Annotated in this window: 21 protein-coding genes; 8 read left to right on the forward strand and 13 right to left on the reverse strand. The window is 64.1% G+C overall.

From position 1 onward, the window contains the following. The 3 genes from CVM52_RS07170 to hslO form a co-directional block, all read right to left on the reverse strand. The coding region (locus tag CVM52_RS07170; RefSeq protein WP_100161827.1) for a CCA tRNA nucleotidyltransferase at positions 1–864 on the reverse strand (864 nt) is incomplete at its 3' end. Continuing rightward, on the reverse strand, positions 864–1,457 hold the full coding sequence (locus CVM52_RS07175; protein WP_100161874.1) for a CoA pyrophosphatase: 594 nt from the start codon (positions 1,455–1,457) through the stop codon (positions 864–866). The genes CVM52_RS07170 and CVM52_RS07175, both read right to left, overlap by 1 nt. Beyond that, positions 1,450–2,436, reverse strand: a complete 987-nt coding sequence (gene hslO, locus CVM52_RS07180; protein ID WP_100161828.1) for an Hsp33 family molecular chaperone HslO — start codon at positions 2,434–2,436, stop codon at positions 1,450–1,452. The genes CVM52_RS07175 and hslO overlap by 8 nt, the downstream gene beginning before the upstream one ends. 77 nt (positions 2,437–2,513) lie before the next feature. On the opposite strand from hslO, the gene CVM52_RS07185 reads away from it, so the two are divergent. After that, positions 2,514–2,969 carry an NUDIX domain-containing protein gene (locus CVM52_RS07185; protein WP_100161829.1) on the forward strand — a complete coding sequence of 152 codons (456 nt, stop codon included), beginning with the start codon at positions 2,514–2,516 and terminating at the stop codon, positions 2,967–2,969. Here the strand turns inward: CVM52_RS07185 and CVM52_RS07190 are convergent. Next, positions 2,956–4,227 carry a PP2C family protein-serine/threonine phosphatase gene (locus tag CVM52_RS07190; protein WP_100161830.1) on the reverse strand — a complete coding sequence of 424 codons (1,272 nt, stop codon included), beginning with the start codon at positions 4,225–4,227 and terminating at the stop codon, positions 2,956–2,958. The genes CVM52_RS07185 and CVM52_RS07190 overlap by 14 nt on opposite strands. 157 nt (positions 4,228–4,384) lie before the next feature. Here CVM52_RS07190 and CVM52_RS07195 point away from each other — a divergent pair, with 157 nt between their 5' ends. After that, the gene (locus tag CVM52_RS07195; protein WP_100161831.1) at positions 4,385–4,717 is read left to right on the forward strand and encodes an Hpt domain-containing protein; all 333 of its coding nucleotides are present in this window, start codon (positions 4,385–4,387) and stop codon (positions 4,715–4,717) included. A 65-nt stretch (positions 4,718–4,782) separates the two neighbouring features. Further along, entirely contained in the window at positions 4,783–6,006 is a 1,224-nt protein-coding gene (locus CVM52_RS07200) for an argininosuccinate synthase (RefSeq protein ID WP_100161832.1), read from the forward strand. Between the two features lie 44 nt (positions 6,007–6,050). Here CVM52_RS07200 and CVM52_RS07205 read toward each other — a convergent pair whose 3' ends face one another. Next, a complete protein-coding gene (locus tag CVM52_RS07205) occupies positions 6,051–6,764 on the reverse strand; it encodes a sulfotransferase-like domain-containing protein (protein ID WP_100161875.1) in 714 nt (237 codons plus the stop codon). Next, positions 6,764–7,672, reverse strand: coding sequence for a D-amino acid aminotransferase (locus tag CVM52_RS07210; RefSeq protein ID WP_100161833.1), 909 nt, complete (start codon positions 7,670–7,672; stop codon positions 6,764–6,766). Before CVM52_RS07210 ends, CVM52_RS07205 begins: the two co-directional genes overlap by 1 nt. 144 nt (positions 7,673–7,816) lie before the next feature. Between CVM52_RS07210 and CVM52_RS07215 the strand changes: the two genes are divergently transcribed. After that, positions 7,817–8,008, forward strand: a complete 192-nt coding sequence (locus tag CVM52_RS07215) for a hypothetical protein (RefSeq protein WP_133119806.1) — start codon at positions 7,817–7,819, stop codon at positions 8,006–8,008. A gap of 73 nt (positions 8,009–8,081) precedes the next feature. Here the strand turns inward: CVM52_RS07215 and CVM52_RS07220 are convergent, their stop codons facing one another. Beyond that, positions 8,082–10,337 (reverse strand): NADP-dependent malic enzyme, encoded by a 2,256-nt coding sequence (locus CVM52_RS07220; protein WP_100161835.1) that lies wholly within the window; start codon positions 10,335–10,337, stop codon positions 8,082–8,084. A 154-nt stretch (positions 10,338–10,491) separates the two neighbouring features. Between CVM52_RS07220 and mutS the strand changes: the two genes are divergently transcribed. After that, the gene (gene mutS, locus CVM52_RS07225) at positions 10,492–13,101 is read left to right on the forward strand and encodes a DNA mismatch repair protein MutS (RefSeq protein ID WP_205964906.1); all 2,610 of its coding nucleotides are present in this window, start codon (positions 10,492–10,494) and stop codon (positions 13,099–13,101) included. A gap of 31 nt (positions 13,102–13,132) precedes the next feature. Here mutS and CVM52_RS07230 read toward each other — a convergent pair whose 3' ends face one another. Next, positions 13,133–13,696 carry a nucleotide exchange factor GrpE gene (locus CVM52_RS07230; RefSeq protein ID WP_100161837.1) on the reverse strand — a complete coding sequence of 188 codons (564 nt, stop codon included), beginning with the start codon at positions 13,694–13,696 and terminating at the stop codon, positions 13,133–13,135. A gap of 9 nt (positions 13,697–13,705) precedes the next feature. Next, on the reverse strand, positions 13,706–14,770 hold the full coding sequence (gene hrcA / locus CVM52_RS07235) for a heat-inducible transcriptional repressor HrcA (RefSeq protein WP_100161876.1): 1,065 nt from the start codon (positions 14,768–14,770) through the stop codon (positions 13,706–13,708). Between the two features lie 113 nt (positions 14,771–14,883). Here hrcA and rph point away from each other — a divergent pair, with 113 nt between their 5' ends. The 3 genes from rph to hemW are packed head-to-tail and all read left to right on the forward strand — an operon-like array spanning position 14,884 to position 17,361. After that, positions 14,884–15,597, forward strand: a complete 714-nt coding sequence (rph, locus tag CVM52_RS07240) for a ribonuclease PH (RefSeq protein WP_100161838.1) — start codon at positions 14,884–14,886, stop codon at positions 15,595–15,597. Next, positions 15,594–16,205 (forward strand): RdgB/HAM1 family non-canonical purine NTP pyrophosphatase, encoded by a 612-nt coding sequence (gene rdgB, locus CVM52_RS07245; protein WP_100161839.1) that lies wholly within the window; start codon positions 15,594–15,596, stop codon positions 16,203–16,205. Before rph ends, rdgB begins: the two co-directional genes overlap by 4 nt. Then, complete coding sequence (gene hemW, locus CVM52_RS07250; protein WP_100161840.1) at positions 16,198–17,361, forward strand: radical SAM family heme chaperone HemW; 1,164 nt, start codon at positions 16,198–16,200, stop codon at positions 17,359–17,361. The genes rdgB and hemW overlap by 8 nt, the downstream gene beginning before the upstream one ends. A 70-nt stretch (positions 17,362–17,431) precedes the next feature. Here the strand turns inward: hemW and CVM52_RS07255 are convergent, their stop codons facing one another. Genes CVM52_RS07255 through mnmG form a run of 4 tightly spaced genes read right to left on the reverse strand, consistent with a single transcriptional unit; the run spans position 17,432 to position 21,627 of the window. Then, complete coding sequence (locus CVM52_RS07255; RefSeq protein ID WP_100161841.1) at positions 17,432–18,328, reverse strand: ParB/RepB/Spo0J family partition protein; 897 nt, start codon at positions 18,326–18,328, stop codon at positions 17,432–17,434. A 17-nt stretch (positions 18,329–18,345) separates the two neighbouring features. Next, the gene (locus CVM52_RS07260; RefSeq protein ID WP_100161842.1) at positions 18,346–19,155 is read right to left on the reverse strand and encodes a ParA family protein; all 810 of its coding nucleotides are present in this window, start codon (positions 19,153–19,155) and stop codon (positions 18,346–18,348) included. Then, complete coding sequence (gene rsmG, locus CVM52_RS07265; protein ID WP_100161843.1) at positions 19,148–19,762, reverse strand: 16S rRNA (guanine(527)-N(7))-methyltransferase RsmG; 615 nt, start codon at positions 19,760–19,762, stop codon at positions 19,148–19,150. The genes CVM52_RS07260 and rsmG overlap by 8 nt, the downstream gene beginning before the upstream one ends. After that, positions 19,759–21,627, reverse strand: coding sequence for a tRNA uridine-5-carboxymethylaminomethyl(34) synthesis enzyme MnmG (gene mnmG / locus CVM52_RS07270; protein ID WP_100161877.1), 1,869 nt, complete (start codon positions 21,625–21,627; stop codon positions 19,759–19,761). Before mnmG ends, rsmG begins: the two co-directional genes overlap by 4 nt. Between the last annotated feature and the right edge of the window lie 2 nt (positions 21,628–21,629).

Consider the following 21,629-nt stretch of genomic DNA (forward strand, 5'->3'; position numbering starts at 1 on the left):
CAGGTCCTGAACCTGCCGCGCCTGCGCGCGGCTCAGCCGCAGCGCATCCGACAGGTCACCACCGCCCAGCGCCGCCAGTCGCCGCAGCGCATCGGGGGCGAATCCCAGCTGCTCTTCAGTTGCGATCAGCGGCCCCAGCGCCCGATCATCGGTGCCCGGCAGGATCTGCGCCAGCAGCCCGGTGCTGCGCATGCCGGCCACGGCAGGCGCCGGATCGGGCGCCGCCAGCAGCTTCAGCATCTCGGCCCCGATGCGTTCGCGCGACACCTTGCCGACGCCGTCCAGATTGCCGGCAATTGCCGCCAGCGCCTCGGCATCCATGCCTTCCATCGGGTCGCCATACCAGGCGTGAAACCGGAAGAACCGCAGCGAACGCAGATAGTCCTCGCGGATCCGCGCCGTGGCATCGCCGATAAAGCGCACCCGCCGCGCGCGCAGGTCCGGCAACCCACCTATAGGGTCTAACAAGGTGCCATCGGGGCGGGCATAAAGCGCATTCATGGTAAAATCGCGCCGCGCCGCATCCTCTTCCACGCGGGTGGAAAAGGCGACAACCGCTCGCCGGCCATCGGTTTCCACATCACGGCGAAAGGTGGTCACCTCATGCGCAATGCCGTCATTGACCAATGTGACGGTCCCGTGATCAATCCCGGTCGGCACCGCCTTGATCCCGGCGGAACGCGCCAGCGCCACCACCGTGTCCGGCGGGGCATCGGTGGCGATGTCGATATCGCTGACCTGTTCCTGCAACAGCGCGTTGCGCACGCAACCGCCGACAAACAGCGCCTGCGCGCCCTCCCGCATGATCGCGGCGCAGACCGCCTGCGTGGCCGGGTTGTGCAACCAGGTGCCGGTAACCTTCATCACGCCATCCGTGCCGCCAGCGCCCGCAACATCCGGGCCGTCGCCCCCCAGATGTAATAGGGGCCGTAGGGCACCGTGAAATAGTACCGCCGGTCGCCCCGCCAACGCCGCGATTCGATGATGAAATTGGCTGGATTGGTGACATGGGCCAGCGGGACCGAAAACACCTCTTCCACCTCACCCGGTTCCGCCACCGGGGTAAACGGCGTGTCCACCACCGCCACAACCGGGGTCACGAAAAATCCGGTCACCGTTTCATGCCCTGGCATCTCGCCCAGCACCTGCGGCAGATCCTCGGGCAGGCCGATCTCTTCCCGCGCCTCGCGCAGCGCCGCGGCGGTGACCGATCCATCACCCTCGTCCTGCTTGCCCCCCGGAAAGGCGATCTGCCCCGGATGGTGTTTCAGGGCCGAAGACCGCTTGGTCAGCAGCACCCGCGGCGCACCGCCATACAGCGTCACCGCGATCAGAACACCCGCCGGGCGCAGCTTGCGCCCTTCGGGCAGCACGGTTTCCGGGTTCAGGTCGAAATCGGACGAGGTGTCGCCCGGTTTCGCCAAAGCCGCGCGCAGCGCGGCGATGGTGTCACTCACCTTGGGCCTGCGCGGCTTCGAACCCAACCGTCGCCGGGTCGAGGTCGTAATGCGCGCCGCAGAACTGGCAATCGGCGGTCACGCGGCCATCATCGGTTGTCATTTTCTCGATATCGCTGGCCGAATAGATCGACAGCGTCTGGCGCACCCGGTCCTCGGAACAGGTACAGCCAAAGCGCACCGCCTGGGCGTCATAGACGCGCGGCGATTCCTCGTGGAACAGCCGCACCAGCAGGTCGGTGGGCGGCAAGGCCGGACCGATCAGTTCCAGCTCGTCCACGGTGTCGAGCAGGATGTTCACGCGGTTCCAGTTTTCCTCTTCGCTGCCATCCACCAGGTCCGGAGCGCGCAGCACATCGCCGGATCCGGTCTGCTCGGCGACAAAGGGCGACGCCTTGGGCATATGCTGCAACATGATGCCACCGGCGCGCCAATGCTCGGCCGCACCCGGTTCCGTCGACAGGCCAAAGCTCAGCGAGAACCGCGTCGGCAATTGCTCGGACTGGGCGAAATAGGCCTCGGCGCAGTCACTCAGCGTGCCGCCGGTCAGCGGGGTGATGCCCTGGTAGGGCGCGGTGCCCTTGCCCTGGTCGATCAGGATGGCGAAATATCCCTCGCCGATCTGCTCCATCGCCGGCGCCCCGGTCAGCCGCTCGCGGTCAAAGCTCGCATAGGCTCTGATCCGGGCCGGCTCGCCCTCGACCTGGGGGGCAAAATAATCGGTGGCGATCATCCGCACCGCGCCTTTGGACTGCACCTGCAGGGACAGTTTCCAGCGCAGCTTGATGGTCTGGCCGATCAGCGCGGTCAGCAGCGTCATCTCGGCCACCAGCGCCTCGACCTGCGGCGGGTAATCGTGCTGGCTCAGGATTCCGTCCAGCACGCCGTCAAGCCGCGCCACCCGGCCCCGCATATCGGGAACGTCCAGTTGGAAGGGCAGGACAGAATCGTCCCACGCAAGTTTAGGTCCGAAGGTCATGGGGTTTCCTTATACGCCGTAACTTGGCATAGGCGCGAATATAGGGGCAAAACGCCGGGTTAAAAAGGGGCTGGAAGATGATCAGACGTTTCGGAGCGGCGCCCGAGGCCGGGCGGCGCTATCACCGCCGGCCCGGCGCCTATGCGATTCTGCCGCTGGATGGCGGTCTGGTCATGACCCATCAAAGCGCCCCCGAGCCCGAAATCCAGCTGCCCGGCGGCGGCATCGATCCCGGCGAATCGCCGGTCTCGGCGCTGCATCGCGAGGTGTTCGAAGAAACCGGCTGGCATATCGGCACGCCGCGCTGGCTGGGCACCTTCCGCCGCTTTGCCTATATGCCGGAATATGACCTCTGGGCCGAAAAGATCTGCATGATCTTTGTTGCCCGGCCTACCGTGTGCATCGGGCAACCCACCGAGCCCGGCCATATCAGCCTGTGGCTGCCATCGGATCTCGCCGCCGACGCGCCGGGCAATCCCGGCGACCGTTTCTTTGTCAGCCAGTTCCTGGGCCGGGGTTCTACGGGCCGTTGAATTCGAACAGCGTGGCCGAAACGTCATCTTCCATGCCGTGATCCGGGCTCATCACCTGGGTCAGGTTCCAGAACAGATCATCCAGAAATTCCGGGCCGGATTGCCCCGGCGGGCAGCCGGCCACCATCTCCAGCAATCCCGCCGTCTCCAGCATCGCGCCGCTGCGCAGGCGGCATTCGGTGAACCCGTCGGAATACAGCAGCAGCCGGTCACCCGGTTGCAGGCTGGTTTCAAACTGGCTGAACGTCACATCGGCCAGCAGGCCGATCGGCACGCTGCCCTCGCCGGCAAGCTCCACCTGCCCGTCCCGGCGCAGGATCAGCGGGTGCGGATGGCCGGCCTGCACCAGTTTCAGCCGGCCGCTGGCCAGGTCGGCGGTGGCAAAGGCCATGGTGTAATATTCGTCGATCCCGGTGTCCTCGACCTGCCGTTCGTTCAGCAGCAGCGCCGCCTCGGCCGGATCGCGCAAACGGTATTGACCTTCGCCACAGCGCTGCAGCGCCAGGTTTTCATCCGGGTGACTGCCGCTGAGATAGCCGCCGATGCGCGCCGTCATCATGGCCGAGGTGATGCCGTGGCCCGAGACGTCGATGGAATAGAACCCGACCTGATTGGCACCCGGAGAAAACATGCCCACCAGATCGCCGCCGATATGGCCGCAGGGTTTCAGCAACAGGCTGACCCGCGAGGCGCCGAATTTGCGCACCCGGTCGGGCACCAGCGATTCCTGGATCTTGCGCGCCTGCATCAGATCGCGGTCAATCGAGTCATAGGCCGCCTGCAGCCGGTCCAGCGTGTCGCGGATCACCCGGTTCTTGTCCGACAGTTCGCGTTGCATCGCGATGATGCGTTCGCCGGCCGAGATCCGGGCGCGCAATTCGCTGGGATTGACCGGCTTGGTCAGGAAATCATCCGCCCCCGCATCCAGCCCGCGGGCGATTTCGACCTTTTCGCTTTTGGCGGTCAGCAGGATGAAATAGCCGTAATCTTCTCCTGGCAGCGCCCTAAAGGCGCGGCAAAACTCCAACCCGTCCATACCCGGCATCATCCAGTCGCTCAGCACCAGATCGGGGTGCAGGGCGCGGCAAACGTCGATGGCCTCATCGCCACTTTCGGCCTCGACCACCTCGAATCCCCAGGATTTCAGCGATTGCGACAGGATGCGCCGCTGCAGCCGGCTGTCATCGACCACCAGAACCCGCCTGATCGAACCCGCCTCTGGCCCGCCGGGCGACCAGCTTTGGTCATTGGACAGCATCACCCGCCCTTTCACTGACGGTTGCAACATTGCGGGCAGTATTCCAGCACCGGCTTAACACCGCGTGAAGCTGACAATTCTTCCATGCCCTCTGGGATTAACCGGAGATTCACCCGCATCGTCCACGCTGGGCCCCGGTGTCATAGGATGGTGCGGCATGATCGACTGGTCGCGCGTCAAAATTTTGTGCGAGGAGGTGGGCAAGGACGATTTTGCAGAAGTCGTCGAGCTGTTTTTCGAAGAAATGGGCGCGGCGCTGGCCCGGCTTGACCAGAACCCCGATCTGTCGCGGCTGGCGGCCGATCTGCATTTTCTGAAAGGCAGCGCGCTGAACCTCGGGTTTCGCCAGGTGGCAGAATTATGCGGCGAAGGTGAGCAATTGGCCGCCCAGCGCCGCGCGGCAGAGGTGCGGCTGGATCGAATCCAGACCGCCTATCGCCAGTCTCGCGCGGAATTTGAACGGGATTGCCCCCTGCACCTGCCGCGCTGATCCGGCAATCTTGCCCCTTTCGGCAAAACCGGATAACCCGCTGCGGACGCTAAAAGGGGAACCAAATGTCCGCGCCAAAGAAAGTCGTTCTGGCCTATTCCGGTGGGCTCGACACGTCGATCATCCTGAAGTGGCTGCAAACCGAATACGGCTGCGAGGTTGTCACCTTCACCGCCGATCTCGGCCAGGGGGAAGAACTGGAGCCGGCCCGAAAAAAGGCCGAGTTGCTGGGCGTCAAGGAGATCTTCATCGAAGACGTGCGCGAGGAATTCGTGCGCGATTTCGTGTTCCCCATGTTCCGCGCCAACACGCTCTATGAGGGCCTGTACCTGCTGGGCACCTCGATTGCGCGGCCGCTGATCTCCAAGCGCCTGGTCGAGATCGCCGCCGAAACCGGCGCCGACGCGGTGGCGCATGGTGCCACCGGCAAGGGCAATGACCAGGTGCGGTTCGAACTGGCCGCCTATGCGTTGAACCCCGATATCAAGGTGATCGCGCCCTGGCGGCTGTGGGACCTGACCTCGCGCACCCGGTTGCTGGAATTTGCCGAAAAGAACCAGATTCCCATCGCCAAGGACAAGCGCGGCGAAGCGCCGTTTTCGGTGGATGCCAACCTGCTGCACACCTCGTCCGAGGGCAAGGTTCTGGAAAACCCCGGCGAACCGGCGCCCGACTATGTCTATCAGCGCACCGTCGACCCCGAAAAGGCCCCGGACGAGCCGCAGATCGTCGAAATCGGCTTTGAACGCGGTGACGCGGTCAGCATCGACGGCGTCGCCATGAGCCCGGCGGAAATTCTGACCAAGCTGAACGAACTGGGTGGAAAACACGGCATCGGGCGGCTGGACCTGGTGGAAAACCGCTTTGTCGGGATGAAATCGCGCGGCATTTACGAAACCCCCGGCGGCACCATCCTGCTCGAGGCGCATCGCGGCATCGAACAGATCACGCTCGATTCCGGCGCGGGGCATCTGAAAGATTCGATCATGCCGCGCTATGCCGAGCTGATCTATAACGGCTTCTGGTTCTCGCCCGAACGCGAGATGCTGCAGGCGCTGATCGACAAAAGCCAGGAACATGTCACCGGCAGCGTCACGCTGAAACTTTACAAAGGCGCGGCCCGGACCATCGCCCGCACCTCCGAACATTCGCTGTATTCCGAGGCGCATGTGACTTTCGAGGAAGATGCCGGCGCCTATGATCAGAAAGACGCCAAGGGGTTCATCCAGTTGAACGCGCTGCGGCTGAAACTGCTGGCCGCGCGCAACCGGCGCCTGGCCGGCAAGTAACCGCCATTGCCAAGGTGGCCCCGGCGCATGGGGCCACCGCGGTGTTAAATGCGCTCTGCGTAGAGGCGCTGGTAATGCGGCATCGCCGCTTCGGCCAGCTTGGCCAAGGCACCGGAGAGATGCGGCAGTTCGCCTTCCGGTCCGGCAAACCCGGTGGAGCGGTGCACCGCGCCGTACCAATGCGGCGCCCACACGCCGTCATCCTTGTGCCCACCGGCGGGCCAGCACAGCATCGCCGGATCCCATTCCAGGCTCAGCGCGGCACACAGCCTGCGTAACATGGCTTCGGGATCCTGACGGATGTCATAGCTGTCGATCACCAGCGGCGCGGCACCTTCGGATCGCATCTGGTCATATAATTCCGTCTGCTGGGCAAAGCCGATATCGGACAGGGTCAGCCCGTCATATTTGGCGGCAAAACTGGCGATCACCCGCGCCGGATGGCGGATCAGGAAAACGTGGCGCATCTGGGCCAGCCAATCACGCGGGATCAAGGGCAGCATATGCTGGGTCATATGTTTCTGGTAGAAATGCGGCTTTCCGCCTGGAACAGGCCCTAACAGGGCGGAAATCACCGTTTGGGGATCCTGCGGCTGCGCCGCCAGGATCGCGTCGCGCATCGGGTGCGCCAGCCCGGTCTGCGCCAGGTAAGCGGCATAAAACGGTTCGTCAACCACGGCGAAATCGGCGCGGTTGCCAAAGGCATACATCATCGCCGTGCTCAGGTTGCGCGGCCCCGACCACATCGCAATCCGCATCAGGCACATTCCCGCGCGATCAGGTCGCGATACAGGCTGCGGATAAGCTCGGTCACCGGCCCCAGCGCGCCGCTGCCGATCACCCGGCCATCGATCTCGCCCACCGGGGTTTGCGCCCCGAAGGTACCGGTCAGGAACGCCTCGTCGGCGTCATAGGTCTCCACCAGGCTGAAGTTCTTTTCAAACACCGGAATGTCATTGGCGCGGCACAGGTCGAGCACTTTTTGCCGGGTGATGCCGTTCATGCAGTAATCCCCGGTCGAGGTCCAAACCGCCCCCTTGCGCACGATAAAGAAATTGCAGGCATTGGTGGTGTTCACGAAGCCATGCACATCCAGCATCAGCGCCTCGTCGGCACCGGCCTTTTCCGCCGCGATACAGGCCAGGATGCAGTTCAGCTTGGAATGCGAGTTGAGTTTCGGATCCTGCGTCATCGGCAGCCCGCGCAGATGCGGCACCGTGGCCAGCCGCACCGGCCGCGGCAGCAGCGGCTTGGAATGTTCCATGATGATCACCACCGTCGGGCCGCTGCGGCTGAGTGACGGATGCTGAAACGGCCGTGTTTTTACCCCGCGGGTCACCATCAGCCGGGCATGGGCATCGGTTGTCATCGCGTTGGCCGCCTGGGTTTCGGCCAGCGCGGCCATCACCTCGGCCCGGTCCATCCCGATATCCAGGTCGATGGCCTTCAGCGCCTGAAACAGCCGGTCCATATGCTCTGCGGCAAAGGCCCAGGTTCCGTTATACAGCCGCAGCCCCTCCCACACGCCATCGCCCAACATGAAACCGCTGTCATAGACGCTGACCACCGCCTCGGCCTTGGGCAGGATGCGACCGTTGACATAGATTTTCAGATCCGCGTTGCGGGCGTCTTCCTCGGCCTGATGCGTGGTGACTTTTTGGTTCATGCGCCGTCTCCTTTGCCCGCAAGCTAGGCTGCGGCGACAGTGCCGGTAAAGCGATAAACGCCCATCACCACCGCGTGAATTTGGATGTCAGGGACTTGCCCGAACGCCCAAACAGGCGCAGCGTCAGATCAAAGGAGTCCCGCGATGATTTCATTGAATGCAATCAAATCCTTTACCTTGATGACGCTGATCGGCATCGCCCTGGTCCTGCAATGTGGGCCGGGTCATGACAAGATGACCGAGTCCATCGACCTGCCGCAACCTGCGGATACGGCGCAGGAGATGCCGGATGTGACGGCGGGGGCCCCGGCCAAACCGGTTGCAGGCCAGGCTTAGGCACACGCGGGCCATGGTCCTGAAACCGAAGCCGGTTTCAGGCTCTAACCTAACGCTATCACCCTGATCAGCCTCAGCCGATCTTGCAGGAGGCCAGGACTGCCATGTTCAGGATGTCATTGGCGGTCGACACCGTGGAGCAGATCTGAATCGGCTTGTCGACGCCGGTCAGGATCGGCCCGATCACCGTGGCGCCGGCCATTTCCTGCATCAGCTTGACCGAAATGCTGGCCGAGTGACGGGCCGGAACCACCAGGATATTGGCCGGGCCGGTCAGGCGGGAAAACGGGTAGTGTTTCTGCGCCTGCACGTTCAGCGCCACATCCACCGTCATTTCGCCCTCGAATTCGAAATCGACGCCGCGCTTTTCCAGAACGGTCGGAGCCCGGTGCATTTTCTCGGCCCGTTCCGAGACCGGATAGCCAAAGGTGGAAAAGCTGACAAAAGCCACCCTTGGTTCCAGCCCCATATGCCGGGCGACACCGGCGGCCTTTTCGGCGATGGTGGCCAGATCCTCGGATTCCGGCCATTCATGCACCAGGGTATCGGCAATCAGAACGATCCGGCCGCGATATAGCAGCGCGGTTACCCCGACCGAGCCATGCTCTGCATCCGCGTCGAACACGTGGTTGATCCGGTCCAGCGCATGGGCCGATTTGCGCGTGGCGCCGGTGATCATGCCATCGCCATGGCCATGCGCCAGCATCAGCGCGGCAAAGACATGCCGGTCGCGCGCGGCCAGCCGGTGTACGTCCTGCGCGTCGAACCCTTTGCGCTGCAACCGGTCATACAGGAATTCCTTATAAACCGGCAGATGCTGGGTATTGGCCGCATTCACGATCTCCAGCTCGCGCGCCGCGTCGCCCAGGCCGGCCTTTTCCAGCTTTTCCTTCACATCATCCTCGCGCCCGACCACCAGCGCCTTGCCGAAGCCCGACCGCTGATAGGTCACCGCGGCACGCAGCACGCGGGGGTCGTCGCCCTCGGCAAAGATCATCCGCGACTGGGCTGCGCGCGCCCGCGAGTTCAGCCCGCGCAGGATGCTGGCGGTCGGATCCATCCGCGACTTCAGGCTCAGCTCGTAGGCATCCATGTCGATGATCGGCCGCCGCGCCGCGCCGGTATCCATCCCGGCCCGCGCCACGGCGGGCGGGATACGGTGGATCAGCCGGGGATCAAACGGGGTGGGAATGATATAGTCGCGGCCAAAGGCCAGGTTCTTGCCATAGGCCAGCGCCACCTCGTCCGGCACATCCTCGCGCGCCAGCGCGGCCAGCGCCTCGGCGCAGGCGATCTTCATCTCGTCATTGATGGCGCGGGCATGGATATCCAGCGCCCCGCGAAACAGATAGGGAAAGCCCAACACGTTATTGACCTGGTTGGGATAATCGCTGCGCCCGGTGGCGACGATGGCGTCGGGCCGCACCTCATGCGCCTCTTCCGGGGTGATCTCGGGATCCGGGTTGGCCATGGCGAAGATCACCGGGTTGTCGGCCATCGACTGGACCATCGCCTGGGTCACCGCACCCTTTACCGACACGCCAAGGAACACGTCGGCCCCCTTCATCGCCTCGTCCAGCGTACGCAGCTCGGTCTTTACCGCATGGGCCGATTTCCACTGGTTCATGCCCTCGGTCCGGCCCTGCCATAACACCCCCTTGGTGTCGCAGACGATGCAGTTCTCGTGCCGAGCACCCATCGATTTCAGCAGCTCGATACAGGCGATACCAGCGGCACCGGCCCCGTTCAGCACGATTTTCACATCCTCGATCTTCTTGCCGCTGATATGCAGCGCGTTGATCAGCCCGGCGGCGCAGATCACCGCAGTGCCATGCTGGTCATCGTGGAAGACGGGAATATCCATCTCTTCCTTCAGGCGCTGTTCGATGATGAAACATTCCGGCGCCTTGATATCTTCCAGGTTGATGCCGCCGAAGGTGGGCCCCATCAGCTTGACCGCCTGGCAGAACGCGTCCGGATCTTCGGTATCCAGCTCGATATCGATCGAATTCACATCGGCGAAGCGTTTGAACAGGACCGATTTGCCCTCCATCACCGGCTTGCTGCCCAGCGCCCCCAGATTCCCCAGGCCCAGCACCGCGGTGCCGTTCGAGATCACCGCAACAAGGTTGCCCTTGTTGGTATAGTCATAGGCCAGTTCCGGCTTTGCCGCGATCTCTTCGCAGGGCACCGCCACGCCCGGGGAATAGGCCAGGCTGAGATCGCGCTGCGTGGTCATCGGCACGGTGGCCCGGATCTCGAACTTGCCGGGGGTTGGCTCCAGATGGAAGGCCAGCGCCTCTTCGCGCGTGATTTTCGACTTGGTCATCCGGATGCCCCTCCTCCTGCGATCAATTCGCTCTTAGCGCAGCGCAGGCCCGGCCTCAACGGCAATACGTTTTCGCCTTTCGCAGCCCAGCCCGGATTTGTAAGGTCGCCGCCGATCCGACGATCCGGGGGACATCTTGTCGAACGTCACGCCGATGATGGCGCAATATCTTGAGATCAAGGCGGCGCATGAAGGTGCGCTGCTGTTCTACCGCATGGGCGATTTCTACGAGATGTTCTTTGACGACGCGGTTGCCGCCGCCGAGGCGCTGGACATCGCGCTGACCAAGCGGGGCAAACATGACGGCGACGACATCCCGATGTGCGGCGTGCCGGTCCATGCCGCCGAAGGCTATCTGCTGACACTGATCCGCAAGGGCTTCCGCGTGGCCGTCTGCGAACAGTTGGAAAGCCCGGCCGAGGCGAAAAAGCGCGGTTATAAGGCGGTGGTCAAACGCGACGTGGTGCGCCTGGTTACCCCCGGAACCCTGACCGAAGACGCGCTGCTGGAGGCACGGCGGCATAACTTTCTGGCCGCTTTTGCCCGTGTCAGAGACACATCCGCCCTGGCCTGGGCGGATATTTCCACCGGCGCGTTTCACGTCATGGAATTGCCCGAGGTGCGGCTGGGCCCCGAACTGGCCCGGCTGGCGCCCTCGGAACTGATCGTCTCCGAAGGCGGCGAGGCGCCGTTTGATCTGGCCGAGGATATGGGCGTGGCCCTGACCCCGCTGGCCCGGTCCAGTTTTGACAGCACCGCGGCGGAAAAACGGCTGTGCGAGCTGTTCGGCGTTACCACGCTGGAGGCCTTTGGCAGCTTTGGCCGCGCCGAGATCTCGGCCATGGGCGCGGTGATCGACTACCTGGAGATCACCCAGAAAGGCAAATTGCCCCTGTTGCAGCCGCCGGTGCGCGATGCGCAGGACCGGGTGGTGCAGATTGATGCCGCAACCCGCCGCAACCTGGAACTGACCCGGTCTTTGGCCGGTGGGCGCGACGGATCGCTGCTGGCGGTGATCGACCGAACCGTGACGCCCGGCGGCGCCCGCCTGCTAGATCAGCGTCTGTCCAGCCCCTCGCGCAACCTGGGGGTGATACATGCGCGGTTGGCGGCGCTGGATTTTGCCATCGACTCCCCGCGGATCGGCCAGGATCTGCGCGCCGCGCTGCGCAAGACGCCCGACCTGGACCGCGCCCTGTCGCGCCTGTCGCTCGATCGCGGCGGCCCGCGCGACCTGGCCGCAGTGCGCACCGCCCTGGCGCAGGCCGAAATTCTGTCCGACCTGTTGCCAGCCGCCGATCTGCCCGACCTGCTGGCCGCGGCGGCGCGCGATCTGGTCGGGTTCGAGGATCTCGCCGCGCTGCTGGACACCGCCTTGGTTGCCGACCCGCCGCTGCTGACCCGCGACGGTGGCTTTATCGCCCGGGGCTTTGACGCCGATCTGGACGAGGCGGTGTCACTGCGGGACGAGGGGCGCTCGGTCATTGCCGGGCTGCAACAGAAATATGCCGACCATACCGGCATTGCGTCGCTGAAGATCAAGCATAACAACGTGCTGGGCTATTTCATCGAAACCACCGCGACCCACGCGCAGAAGATGCTGAACCCGCCGCTGAGCGAGGCCTATATCCACCGCCAGACCACCGCCAACCAGGTGCGGTTCACCACCGTGGAGCTGAGCGAGATGGAAACCCGTATCCTGAATGCAGGCAACCGGGCGCTGGAGCTGGAAAAGCGGCTCTACGAACGTCTGCGGAGGGAAGTTCTGGACCGCGCTGCGCGCATCCACACCGCCGCGCGGGCGCTGTCCGAAATCGACCTGACCACCGCGCTGGCCGATCTGGCCCAGGATGAGAACTGGTGCCGCCCCGAGGTGGATGACAGCCGCGCCTTCGACATCACCGGCGGCCGCCACCCGGTGGTGGAACGTGCGCTGCGGCGCGAGGGCGACAGCTTTGTGGCTAATGATTGCGATCTCAGCGCCGGCCAGGGCGCGGCGATCTGGTTGCTGACCGGGCCCAACATGGCCGGGAAATCCACCTTTCTGCGACAGAACGCCCTGATCGCCCTGCTGGCGCAAATGGGCAGCTATGTGCCGGCCGACCGCGCCCGTATCGGGCTGATCAGCCAGCTGTTCAGCCGCGTCGGCGCCTCGGACGACCTGGCGCGCGGGCGTTCGACCTTCATGGTCGAAATGGTGGAAACCGCGGCGATCCTGAACCAGGCCGATGACCGGGCACTGGTGATCCTGGACGAGATCGGCCGCGGCACCGCCACCTATGACGGGTTGTCGATTGCCTGGGCGACGCTGGAACATCTGCACGAAAGCAACCGGTCGCGCGCGTTGTTCGCCACCCATTACCACGAATTGACCGCCCTGGCGGGCAAGCTGGAGGGCGTCGAAAACGCCACCGTCTCGGTCAAGGAATGGGAAGGCGAGGTGATTTTCCTGCACGAGGTCCGCAGGGGCGCCGCCGACCGGTCTTATGGGGTGCAGGTGGCGCAGCTGGCCGGGCTGCCGAAATCGGTGGTGGCGCGGGCGCGGGTGGTGCTGGATGCGCTGGAACAAGGCGAACGCGAAGGCGGCTCGCAAAAGGCGCTGATCGATGATCTGCCGCTCTTTGCCGCCGCTCCGCCGCCGCCGCCCGCCCCGGCGCAGACTTCGCCGGTGGTACAGATGCTGTCCGAGATACATCCCGACGAGCTGTCCCCCCGCGACGCGCTGGACCTGATCTATCGCCTGAAGGACGCGGCGGAAACGTGAAACATCCCGGCGCAACCGCCGGGATGTGAGATCAGCTGGCCGGGGTCGACGACACGCCCACCTGCGCCGGGCGCAGCAGCCGGTCGTGCAGCTGGAACCCTTCGGCTGAAACCTGGATGATTTCACCCGCGGTGGTGCCGGGCACCGGCGCCTCGAACATCGCCTGGTGCAGCTGCGGATCGAACCGGTCGCCGACCTGCGGGGTGATCACCTGGATGCCGTGTTTGGCAAACACGTTGCGCAGCTCGCGCATGGTCAGCTCGATGCCTTCAATCAGCGCCGCCGCCACCTGTTTCTGCTCTTCGCTGGCGGCCTCCAGCGCGCGTTTCATGTTGTCATAGACCGGCAGCATGTCGCGGGCCAGTTTCGACCCGCCGTATTGCTCGGCTTCGCGCCGGTCTTTATCCGACCGCTTGCGCGCGTTTTCGGCATCGGCCAGCGCCCGCATGAAACGGTCTTTCAGCTCGTCGCGCTCGGCGCGCAGGGCGTCGATTTCGGCGGCTTCGGGTTCGATCTCGGTCAATTCCTCGATCAGTTCTTCGGCTTCGGCCTGGGCAATATCGTCCAGGAATTCGTCTTTCTTCGGCTCTGCCATTCTTCACCTCTAACTCCGGTCGGACACCAGCCGCCCCAGCAGCTGGGCCGTGTAATCCACGATCGGTACGATCCGGCCGTAATTCAGGCGCGTGGGGCCAATGACCCCCACCGCGCCAATGATCTTCCGGTCAGCGTTCATATATGGAGAGACCACCAGAGAGGAACCCGAAAGTGAGAAAAGTTTGTTTTCCGACCCGATAAAAATGCGCACCCCGTCGCCCTGTTCGGCCAATTCGAGGAATTCGGCGATATCACGCTTGCGCTCAAGGTCGTCAAACAGCGACCGGATGCGCTCCAGCTCGTGATCCGAGTCATCTTCGGTCAGCAGATTCGCCCGGCCGCGCACGATCAACCGGGTGGTTTCATCGCCCCAACCGTCCCAGACCGCCAGCCCGCTTTCCACCATCTGCTGCGCCAGCGCGTCGATCTCTTGCCGGCGGGCGGCGATCTCGGTCTGGATCACCTGGCGCAGGTCGCCGAGGGTGCGGCCCTGGATCAACGCGTTGAGGAAATTCGCCGCCTCGCGCATCGAGCTGGGGGTCTGCCCCGGAGGCGGCGTGAACAGGCGGTTTTCCACATGGCCGTCGGTAAACACCAGCACAACCAGCGCCTTGTCCTGGTTCAGCGACACGAATTCGATATGTTTGACCGCCGCCTCGTGTTTCGGGGTCAGCACCAGCGAGGCGCCCTGCGTCACCCCGGACAGGGCCGACCCGATGCGGTCCAGCACGCTTTCCACATTGGCCGAATTGCTGTCCAGCGTGGCGTCGATCTTCTGCCGGTCGGAAGCGTCCATATCGCCGATTTCAAGCAGCCCGTCGACAAACATCCGCAGCCCCAGCTGCGTCGGAATCCGCCCGGCACTGACATGCGGGCTGTCGAGCAGGCCGAGATATTCCAGGTCCTGCATCACGTTGCGCACGGTGGCGGCGCTGATTTTCTCGTTCAGCCGGCGGGTCAGCGTGCGGCTGCCCACCGGATCGCCGCTGGCCAGGTACGCCTCGACCACCGACCGGAACACCTCGCGCGATCGGTCGTTCATCTCGTCCAGAAGTTTTGTGGCCTCGTTCATCTGCATTTCCCTGAACGTCCTGTAATAAATGTGCTGGCGCGGCAAAGGTCAATCGGGCTTGCATCGGGAGAGGCCCCGAAGGTATCCCGTGAGAACCAAGCACAGGACCTGATATGCGACCTTCCGGACGAGAACTGAACGAATTGCGCCCCGTTACGATCGAACCGGGCTTTACCCGACATGCCGAAGGGTCCTGCCTGATCAAGGTTGGCGACACCCAGGTGCTGTGCACCGCCACCATCGAAGAGCGGGTGCCGCCCTTTATCAAGGGCAGCGGGCTGGGCTGGGTCACCGCCGAATACGGCATGCTGCCCCGCGCCACCAACACCCGGATGCGGCGCGAGGCCGCCGCCGGCAAACAGGGCGGGCGCACGGTGGAGATTCAGCGGCTGATCGGCCGGGCCCTGCGCGCCGGGGTCGATCGGGTTGCGCTGGGCGAACGGCAGATCACCGTCGATTGCGACGTCATCCAGGCCGATGGCGGCACCCGCTGCGCCTCGATCACCGGCGGCTGGGTGGCGCTGCGCCTGGCGGTCAACAAGCTGATGAAAACCGGCGAGGTGATCAGCGATCCGCTGGTCGATCCGGTTGCCGCGGTCAGCTGCGGCATCTATGCCGGCCAGCCGGTGCTGGACCTGGATTATCCCGAGGACAGCGAAGCCGGGGTTGATGGCAATTTCATCATCACCGGTTCGGGCAAGCTGATCGAGGTACAGATGTCGGCCGAAGGCTCGGTGTTTTCTCGCGACCAGATGAACACGTTGCTGGACCTGGCGGAAAAGGGCGTGAGCGAATTGGTGGCCGCGCAAAAGGCCGCCACCGCATGACACGCCGGTTCGAAGGCGACAAGCTCTTGGTCGCCACACATAATGCCGGCAAGCTGGAAGAGATGCGCCAGCTGCTGACGCCGTTTGGCGTCAGCGTGACCGGCGCTGCCGAGTTGAGCCTGCCGGAACCCGAGGAAACCGAAACCACCTTTGTCGGCAACGCGCGGATCAAGGCCCATGCCGCGGTTGCCGCCACCGGCCTGCCGGCCCTGTCCGACGATTCCGGCATCGAGATCGACGCGCTGGATGGCGCCCCCGGGGTTTATACCGCCGATTGGGCGGAAACCCCGACGGGACGTGATTTTACCCTGGCAATGGAACGCACCCATCGCGAGTTGGAGGCGCGCAACGCCGCATCGCCACGCACCGCAAGGTTCTGTTGCACCCTGGTCCTGGCCTGGCCCGATGGTCATGACGAGGTGTTCACCGGCACTGCCGAAGGCCAGGTGGTCTGGCCGATGCGCGGTGTTGGTGGCCATGGCTATGACCCGATCTTCCAACCCGACGGCCATGCCATCACCTTTGGCGAGATGAGTGCCGAGGAAAAGAACCGCCTGAGCCACCGCGCCGCCGCGGTGGCCAAGCTGGTGCAGGGGTGTTTTGCCTGAAGATTGGCAGACTGGCGGCTTTGGCCTCTATGTGCATTGGCCGTTCTGCGCGGCGAAATGCCCCTATTGCGATTTCAACAGCCATGTCGCCCAACGGATCGACCACGCGGCCTGGTCCCGCGCCTATCTCGCCGAACTGGAACGTGTCGCCGCCGACACATCCGGCCGGGTTCTGAACACCATCTATTTTGGCGGCGGCACGCCCAGCCTGATGACCCCCGACACCGTGGCCGAGGTGATTGCCGCCGCGCGACGGCTGTGGATCCCGGCCAATGACCTCGAGATCACCCTGGAGGCCAATCCCGGATCGGTCGAGGCCGGCCGCTTTGCCGGCTATCGCGATGCCGGGGTCAACCGCATCTCGATGGGCATCCAGGCGCTGAACGATACCGACCTGCGCCGGCTGGGGCGTCTTCACACGCTGGCCGAGGCGCGCGCCGCTTTCGACGTGGCGCGGCAGGCCTTCGACCGGGTGAGTTTCGATCTGATCTATGCCCGCCAGGACCAGACGCTGGCGCAATGGCGCGCCGAATTGCGCGAGGCTTTGGCCATGGCGGCCGATCACCTGTCGCTGTACCAGCTGACCATCGAAGACGGCACCGCCTTTGGCGACCGCTATCGGCGCGGGACCCTGCGCGGGCTGCCCGATGACGATCTGGGCGCCGATATGTACGAGGCGACACAGGAGATCTGTGACGCCCACGGATTGCCGCGCTACGAGGTGTCAAATCACGCGCGGCCCGGATCGGAATCGCGGCACAACCTGATCTATTGGCGCTATGGCGATTACGCCGGCATCGGGCCCGGCGCGCATGGCCGGCTGAGCGTGAACGGGGTGAAATACGCCACCGAAAGCCGCCGCAATCCACAGGCCTGGCTGGCCGATGTTGCTGCCGGCACCGGAGAGCGGCCGCGCGTGGCGCTGAACGGCCGGGTACAGGCCGAGGAATATCTGATGATGGGTCTGCGCGTTAACGACGGGATCGAGCCCAATCGGTTCCAGGCGCTGGCCGGCCAGGCATTGGATGAGACCGCGCGGCAGCGTCTGGTGGAACTGGGGATGATCGAAGACCTTGGGACGCGAATTCGCGTTACGAATCAAGGTGTTAAGGTGTTAAACGCGGTAATTTCCGAGTTTCTGAGCGGCGAAGGCTGAAATCTCCGGAGATGGACCCGGACGCGAAGATCCCGGAGCGAGGTCCGGGATCATCGTGGCGCCGGGCGGGTCAGCTGGCGCTCAGCAGGTTGCACAGCGTGTCGAGCTGTTCGAGGCTTTCATACTGAATGGTCAGCACCCCGCGTTCGCCGCCCGGCTCGTGATTGATTGACACCTTCATCCGCAGGTTGGCGGCAAGGTCGCCCTCCAGCGCGCGGGTATCGGCATCTTTTTCCTCTTTCGGCGGCCGCAGGTTTTGCACCGGCGCCGTGCCCTTGTCCTGCTGCTTTTTCGTCAGCATCTCGGTGGCCCGCACCGACAACCCGCCCTTGACCACGGCCTGCGCCAGCTCGGACGGGTTCTCCGAGGTGATCAGGGCGCGGGCGTGACCGGCGGTCAGCCGGCCGTCGCGCAGCATATCCTGCACATCATCCGGCAAGGACAGCAGGCGCATCAGGTTGGCAATGTGGCTGCGGCTTTTGCCCAGCGCTTCGGCCAGTTTTTCCTGCGTGTGTCCGAACCGATCCATCAGCTGTCGATACCCCGCCGCCTCTTCGATGGCGTTCAGGTCGGCGCGCTGGATGTTTTCGATGATGGCGATTTCCAGGACTTCGGTATCGTCCAGGTCGCGCACCAACACCGGCACATTGTGCAGCTGCGCCTGCTGCGCGGCGCGCCAGCGGCGTTCCCCGGCCACGATCTCGAACTGGCTGTCGCCCTTGCGGCGCACGATCAGCGGCTGGATGATACCCTTTTCGCGGATCGATGAGGCCAGCTCGTCCAGCGCCTCTTGGGTGAAGCGGCGGCGCGGCTGGTCGGGATTGGCAACCAGCTGTTCGATCGGCACGGTCATGTCGGGCCGCCGTGCCGGCGCTTCGGCGGTGGTTTCGGCCGCTGGCGAGACATCGGCCATCAGGGCAGACAGGCCGCGGCCAAGCCCCCGGGGTTTCACTTTCTTGTCCTGCATCCTGTCCTCCCGGTCCGTCACGCGGCCTCTCTGCTTGTCTTGTTCATCAGCTCATCCGCCAGCGCGCGATAGGCCTCGGCCCCCTGCGATTTCGGATCGTAATTCAGCACCGGCATCGCGTAGGACGGCGCCTCGCTGACCCGGACGTTGCGCGGAATGATGGTGCGGAACACCAGATCACCCAGATTGTCGCGCGCGTCCTGTTCGACCTGTTGCGACAAGTTGTTGCGGCGATCGAACATGGTCAACACAATACCTTCGATGCGCAGCTCGGGATTGGCGCTTTGGCGTACCTCGCGGACGGTCAGCATCAGCTGCGACAGGCCTTCCAGCGCGAAGAACTCGCTTTGCAGCGGCACCAGCACCGAATGTGCCGCCACCATCGCGTTGACCGTCAGGATGTTCAGCGAGGGTGGGCAATCAATCAGGATGTAATCCCAGCCATATTGGTCCATCGCCACCTGGCGCAGCGAATCATGTAGCAGGAAGCTGCGCTTTTCATTCGAGATCAGCTCGATATCGGCCGAGCTGAGATCGACGGTGGCGGGCACGATCGACAGCCCGTCGATCCCGGTGGGATGGATCACATCGGTCAGCGGCGCGTCGTCCAGCAGCAGATCATAGGTGGTATAGCTGCGCTCGTCCCGTTCGACGCCCAGCCCGGTCGAGGCATTGCCCTGCGGATCGAGATCCACCACCAGGACCCGACAGCCCAGCTCGACAAGGGCGGCGGCAAGATTGATGGCGGTGGTGGTCTTGCCCACCCCGCCTTTCTGATTGGCCACTGCGATGATTCGCGGCCCCGCGGGACGAGAAAGGTCAGACACGCGCCACTCCTTGGATTTTCAGGATCGCTGCTTCGGGTTCGGTGAAACTTGTAATCGCCTCAAGGTTAAAAGACCATTGCGCGCGGGCGGGCTCAAGCTCATTTTTCCAGCTGGCACCCTTCGGGAACAGCGCCAGGCCCGACTCGCTCAAGTGCCGCTCGGCAAAGGCGAGCAAACCGCTCAGATCGGTCAGGGCGCGGGCCGAGAGAATATCAGCCCGTTGCGGTTCCGCCGCCTCGATCCGTTCCGCCAGCACCTGCGCCGACAGGCCCAGCTCGCGAATCGCGGTGCGCAGGAAGGTGGCTTTGCGGGTATCACTTTCGATCAGCGTGACCTGGCGGTCCGGGTGCAGGTCCGTGGCGAGGATCGCGACCACCAATCCCGGAAATCCACCGCCACTACCGAGGTCCAGCCAGTTCGGGGCATCGCCGGCCAGGTGATAGATCTGCGCGGAATCGGCGATATGCCGTTCCCACAACGCGTCGAGGCTTTTGCGCGAGACCAGGTTTATGCGCGGATTCCACTTGCGGACCAGCGCGGCATAGGCTTCCAGCCGTGCCATTGTTTCACGTGAAACATCCAGCCCGGCGAGTTTGCCCGGCGTCATGCGCGCCGCGCGTCGGGCCGACGCCGCAGATGGAACAACAGCAAGGCCAGCGCCGAGGGGGTCATGCCCTCCACCTTCCCGGCCTGCGCCAGGTTGCCCGGGCGCGCGGTTGTCAGCTTTTGCTTCAATTCGTTGGACAGCCCCGAGATCAACCCGAAATCGAAATCCTCCGGGATCACATGCTGTTCATCCCGCTTCACCGCTTCGACATCCTGCTTTTGCCGCTCGATATAGCTGGCATACATCGCGTCACGTTCGACCTGGGTGAGAATGTCGCCATCCATCTCGGCCAGGCCGGGCAGCAGCGGGTGGAGATCTACAGCCGATACGTCCGGGAAGGCGAGAATCTCCATCCCGTTGCGCCGGGTGCCATCCTGATTGACACGGATACCAGCGCCGGCGATCTGCTTGGGCGTAAAGGTATCCCCGGTCAACAGCGCCTTGGCCTGATGCAGCCGGCGCGCCTTGTCGGTAAACACCGCCTTGCGCTCCTCGGACACACAGCCCAGCTCCAGCGCCAGGGGCGTCAGCCGCTGATCGGCATTGTCCGCCCGCAAGGACAGACGAAATTCGGCGCGCGAAGTGAACATGCGATAGGGTTCGCTGACTCCACGGGTGATCAGGTCATCGATCATCACGCCGATATAGCTGTTGGCCCGGCTAAAGCTCAGCGGGGGCCGCCCCTGCCCTGCCAGCGCGGCGTTCAACCCGGCAACCAAACCCTGCGCCGCCGCCTCTTCATAGCCGGTGGTGCCATTGATCTGCCCGGCAAGGTACAATCCCTTGACCGATTTCACCTCCAATTGCACGTTCAGCGCCCGCGGATCGACATAGTCATATTCGATGGCATAGCCCGGTTGCAGGATCACTGCCTGTTCCAGCCCGGCGATGGAATGCACATAGTCGGCCTGCACCTCTTCGGGCAGCGAGGTGGAAATCCCGTTGGGATAAATCGTGTGATCATCCGCCCCCTCCGGTTCCAGGAAGATCTGATGCGCGCTTTTATCGGCAAAACGTACCACCTTATCCTCGATCGACGGGCAATAGCGCGGGCCAACCCCGCTGATATGGCCCCCGTACATCGCGGACCGCGACAGGTTGTCCTGAATGATCTGATGCGTGCGCGCATTGGTATGGGTGATGCCACAGCTGATCTGGGGCGCGGTTACCCCATCTGACAGGAAAGAGAACAAGACCGGATCGTCATCGCCCGGCTGCAATTCCAACCCCGACCAATCAATGGTACGGCCATCTAGCCGCGGTGGCGTACCGGTTTTCAGCCGGCCCAGCGGCAGGCCGAAACTGTCGATGCGCTCGGCCAGCCGGATCGAGGGCCGGTCACCCATCCGCCCGCCCGGGCGCGAGACGTCGCCGATATGGATCACCCCGCGCAGAAAGGTGCCGGTGGTCAGAACCACGGCGCCGGCAGAGATCTCGCTCCCGTCCTCCATCACCACGCCGGCAATCGCACCCGCCTCCAGCAGCAGATCAACCACCTCGCCCTCGACAATCGATAGCTGCGCGCGCGCTTCGGTTTCAGCCAGCATCGCGTTGCGATACAGCTTTCGATCGGCCTGCGCCCGGGGCCCCTGCACCGCCGGGCCTTTGCGCCGATTCAACAGACGGAACTGGATGCCGGCAGCATCCGCCACCCGCCCCATCACCCCGTCCATCGCGTCGATCTCGCGCACCAGGTGGCCTTTGCCCAGGCCGCCAATTGCCGGGTTGCAGGACATCACGCCAATTCCGGCGCGGTTCAGCGTGACCAGGGCGGTATTTGCCTCCAGCCGCGCCGCCGCATGGGCGGCTTCCACGCCGGCATGGCCGCCGCCGATCACCACAACGTCGAAATCACGATGTTTCACGT

The sequence above is a fragment of the Pseudooceanicola lipolyticus genome (assembly GCF_002786325.1).
Taxonomy (GTDB): Bacteria; Pseudomonadota; Alphaproteobacteria; order Rhodobacterales; family Rhodobacteraceae; genus Pseudooceanicola_C; species Pseudooceanicola_C lipolyticus.

What these genes read in the sequence shown, in the direction of transcription:
- CVM52_RS07230 (WP_100161837.1), bottom strand. Translation starts at nt 13,696, where the DNA reads ATGGCAGAGCCGAAGAAAGACGAATTCCTGGACGATATTGCCCAGGCC.
- CVM52_RS07255 (WP_100161841.1), bottom strand. Translation starts at nt 18,328, where the DNA reads ATGCAGGACAAGAAAGTGAAACCCCGGGGGCTTGGCCGCGGCCTGTCT.
- mutS (WP_205964906.1), top strand. Translation starts at nt 10,492, where the DNA reads ATGATGGCGCAATATCTTGAGATCAAGGCGGCGCATGAAGGTGCGCTG.
- CVM52_RS07190 (WP_100161830.1), bottom strand. Translation starts at nt 4,227, where the DNA reads ATGCTGTCCAATGACCAAAGCTGGTCGCCCGGCGGGCCAGAGGCGGGT.
- CVM52_RS07185 (WP_100161829.1), top strand. Translation starts at nt 2,514, where the DNA reads ATGATCAGACGTTTCGGAGCGGCGCCCGAGGCCGGGCGGCGCTATCAC.
- CVM52_RS07210 (WP_100161833.1), bottom strand. Translation starts at nt 7,672, where the DNA reads ATGAACCAAAAAGTCACCACGCATCAGGCCGAGGAAGACGCCCGCAAC.
- CVM52_RS07195 (WP_100161831.1), top strand. Translation starts at nt 4,385, where the DNA reads ATGATCGACTGGTCGCGCGTCAAAATTTTGTGCGAGGAGGTGGGCAAG.
- hrcA (WP_100161876.1), bottom strand. Translation starts at nt 14,770, where the DNA reads ATGAACGAGGCCACAAAACTTCTGGACGAGATGAACGACCGATCGCGC.
- rph (WP_100161838.1), top strand. Translation starts at nt 14,884, where the DNA reads ATGCGACCTTCCGGACGAGAACTGAACGAATTGCGCCCCGTTACGATC.
- hslO (WP_100161828.1), bottom strand. Translation starts at nt 2,436, where the DNA reads ATGACCTTCGGACCTAAACTTGCGTGGGACGATTCTGTCCTGCCCTTC.
- rdgB (WP_100161839.1), top strand. Translation starts at nt 15,594, where the DNA reads ATGACACGCCGGTTCGAAGGCGACAAGCTCTTGGTCGCCACACATAAT.
- rsmG (WP_100161843.1), bottom strand. Translation starts at nt 19,762, where the DNA reads ATGACGCCGGGCAAACTCGCCGGGCTGGATGTTTCACGTGAAACAATG.
- CVM52_RS07205 (WP_100161875.1), bottom strand. Translation starts at nt 6,764, where the DNA reads ATGCGGATTGCGATGTGGTCGGGGCCGCGCAACCTGAGCACGGCGATG.
- CVM52_RS07215 (WP_133119806.1), top strand. Translation starts at nt 7,817, where the DNA reads ATGATTTCATTGAATGCAATCAAATCCTTTACCTTGATGACGCTGATC.
- CVM52_RS07200 (WP_100161832.1), top strand. Translation starts at nt 4,783, where the DNA reads ATGTCCGCGCCAAAGAAAGTCGTTCTGGCCTATTCCGGTGGGCTCGAC.
- CVM52_RS07220 (WP_100161835.1), bottom strand. Translation starts at nt 10,337, where the DNA reads ATGACCAAGTCGAAAATCACGCGCGAAGAGGCGCTGGCCTTCCATCTG.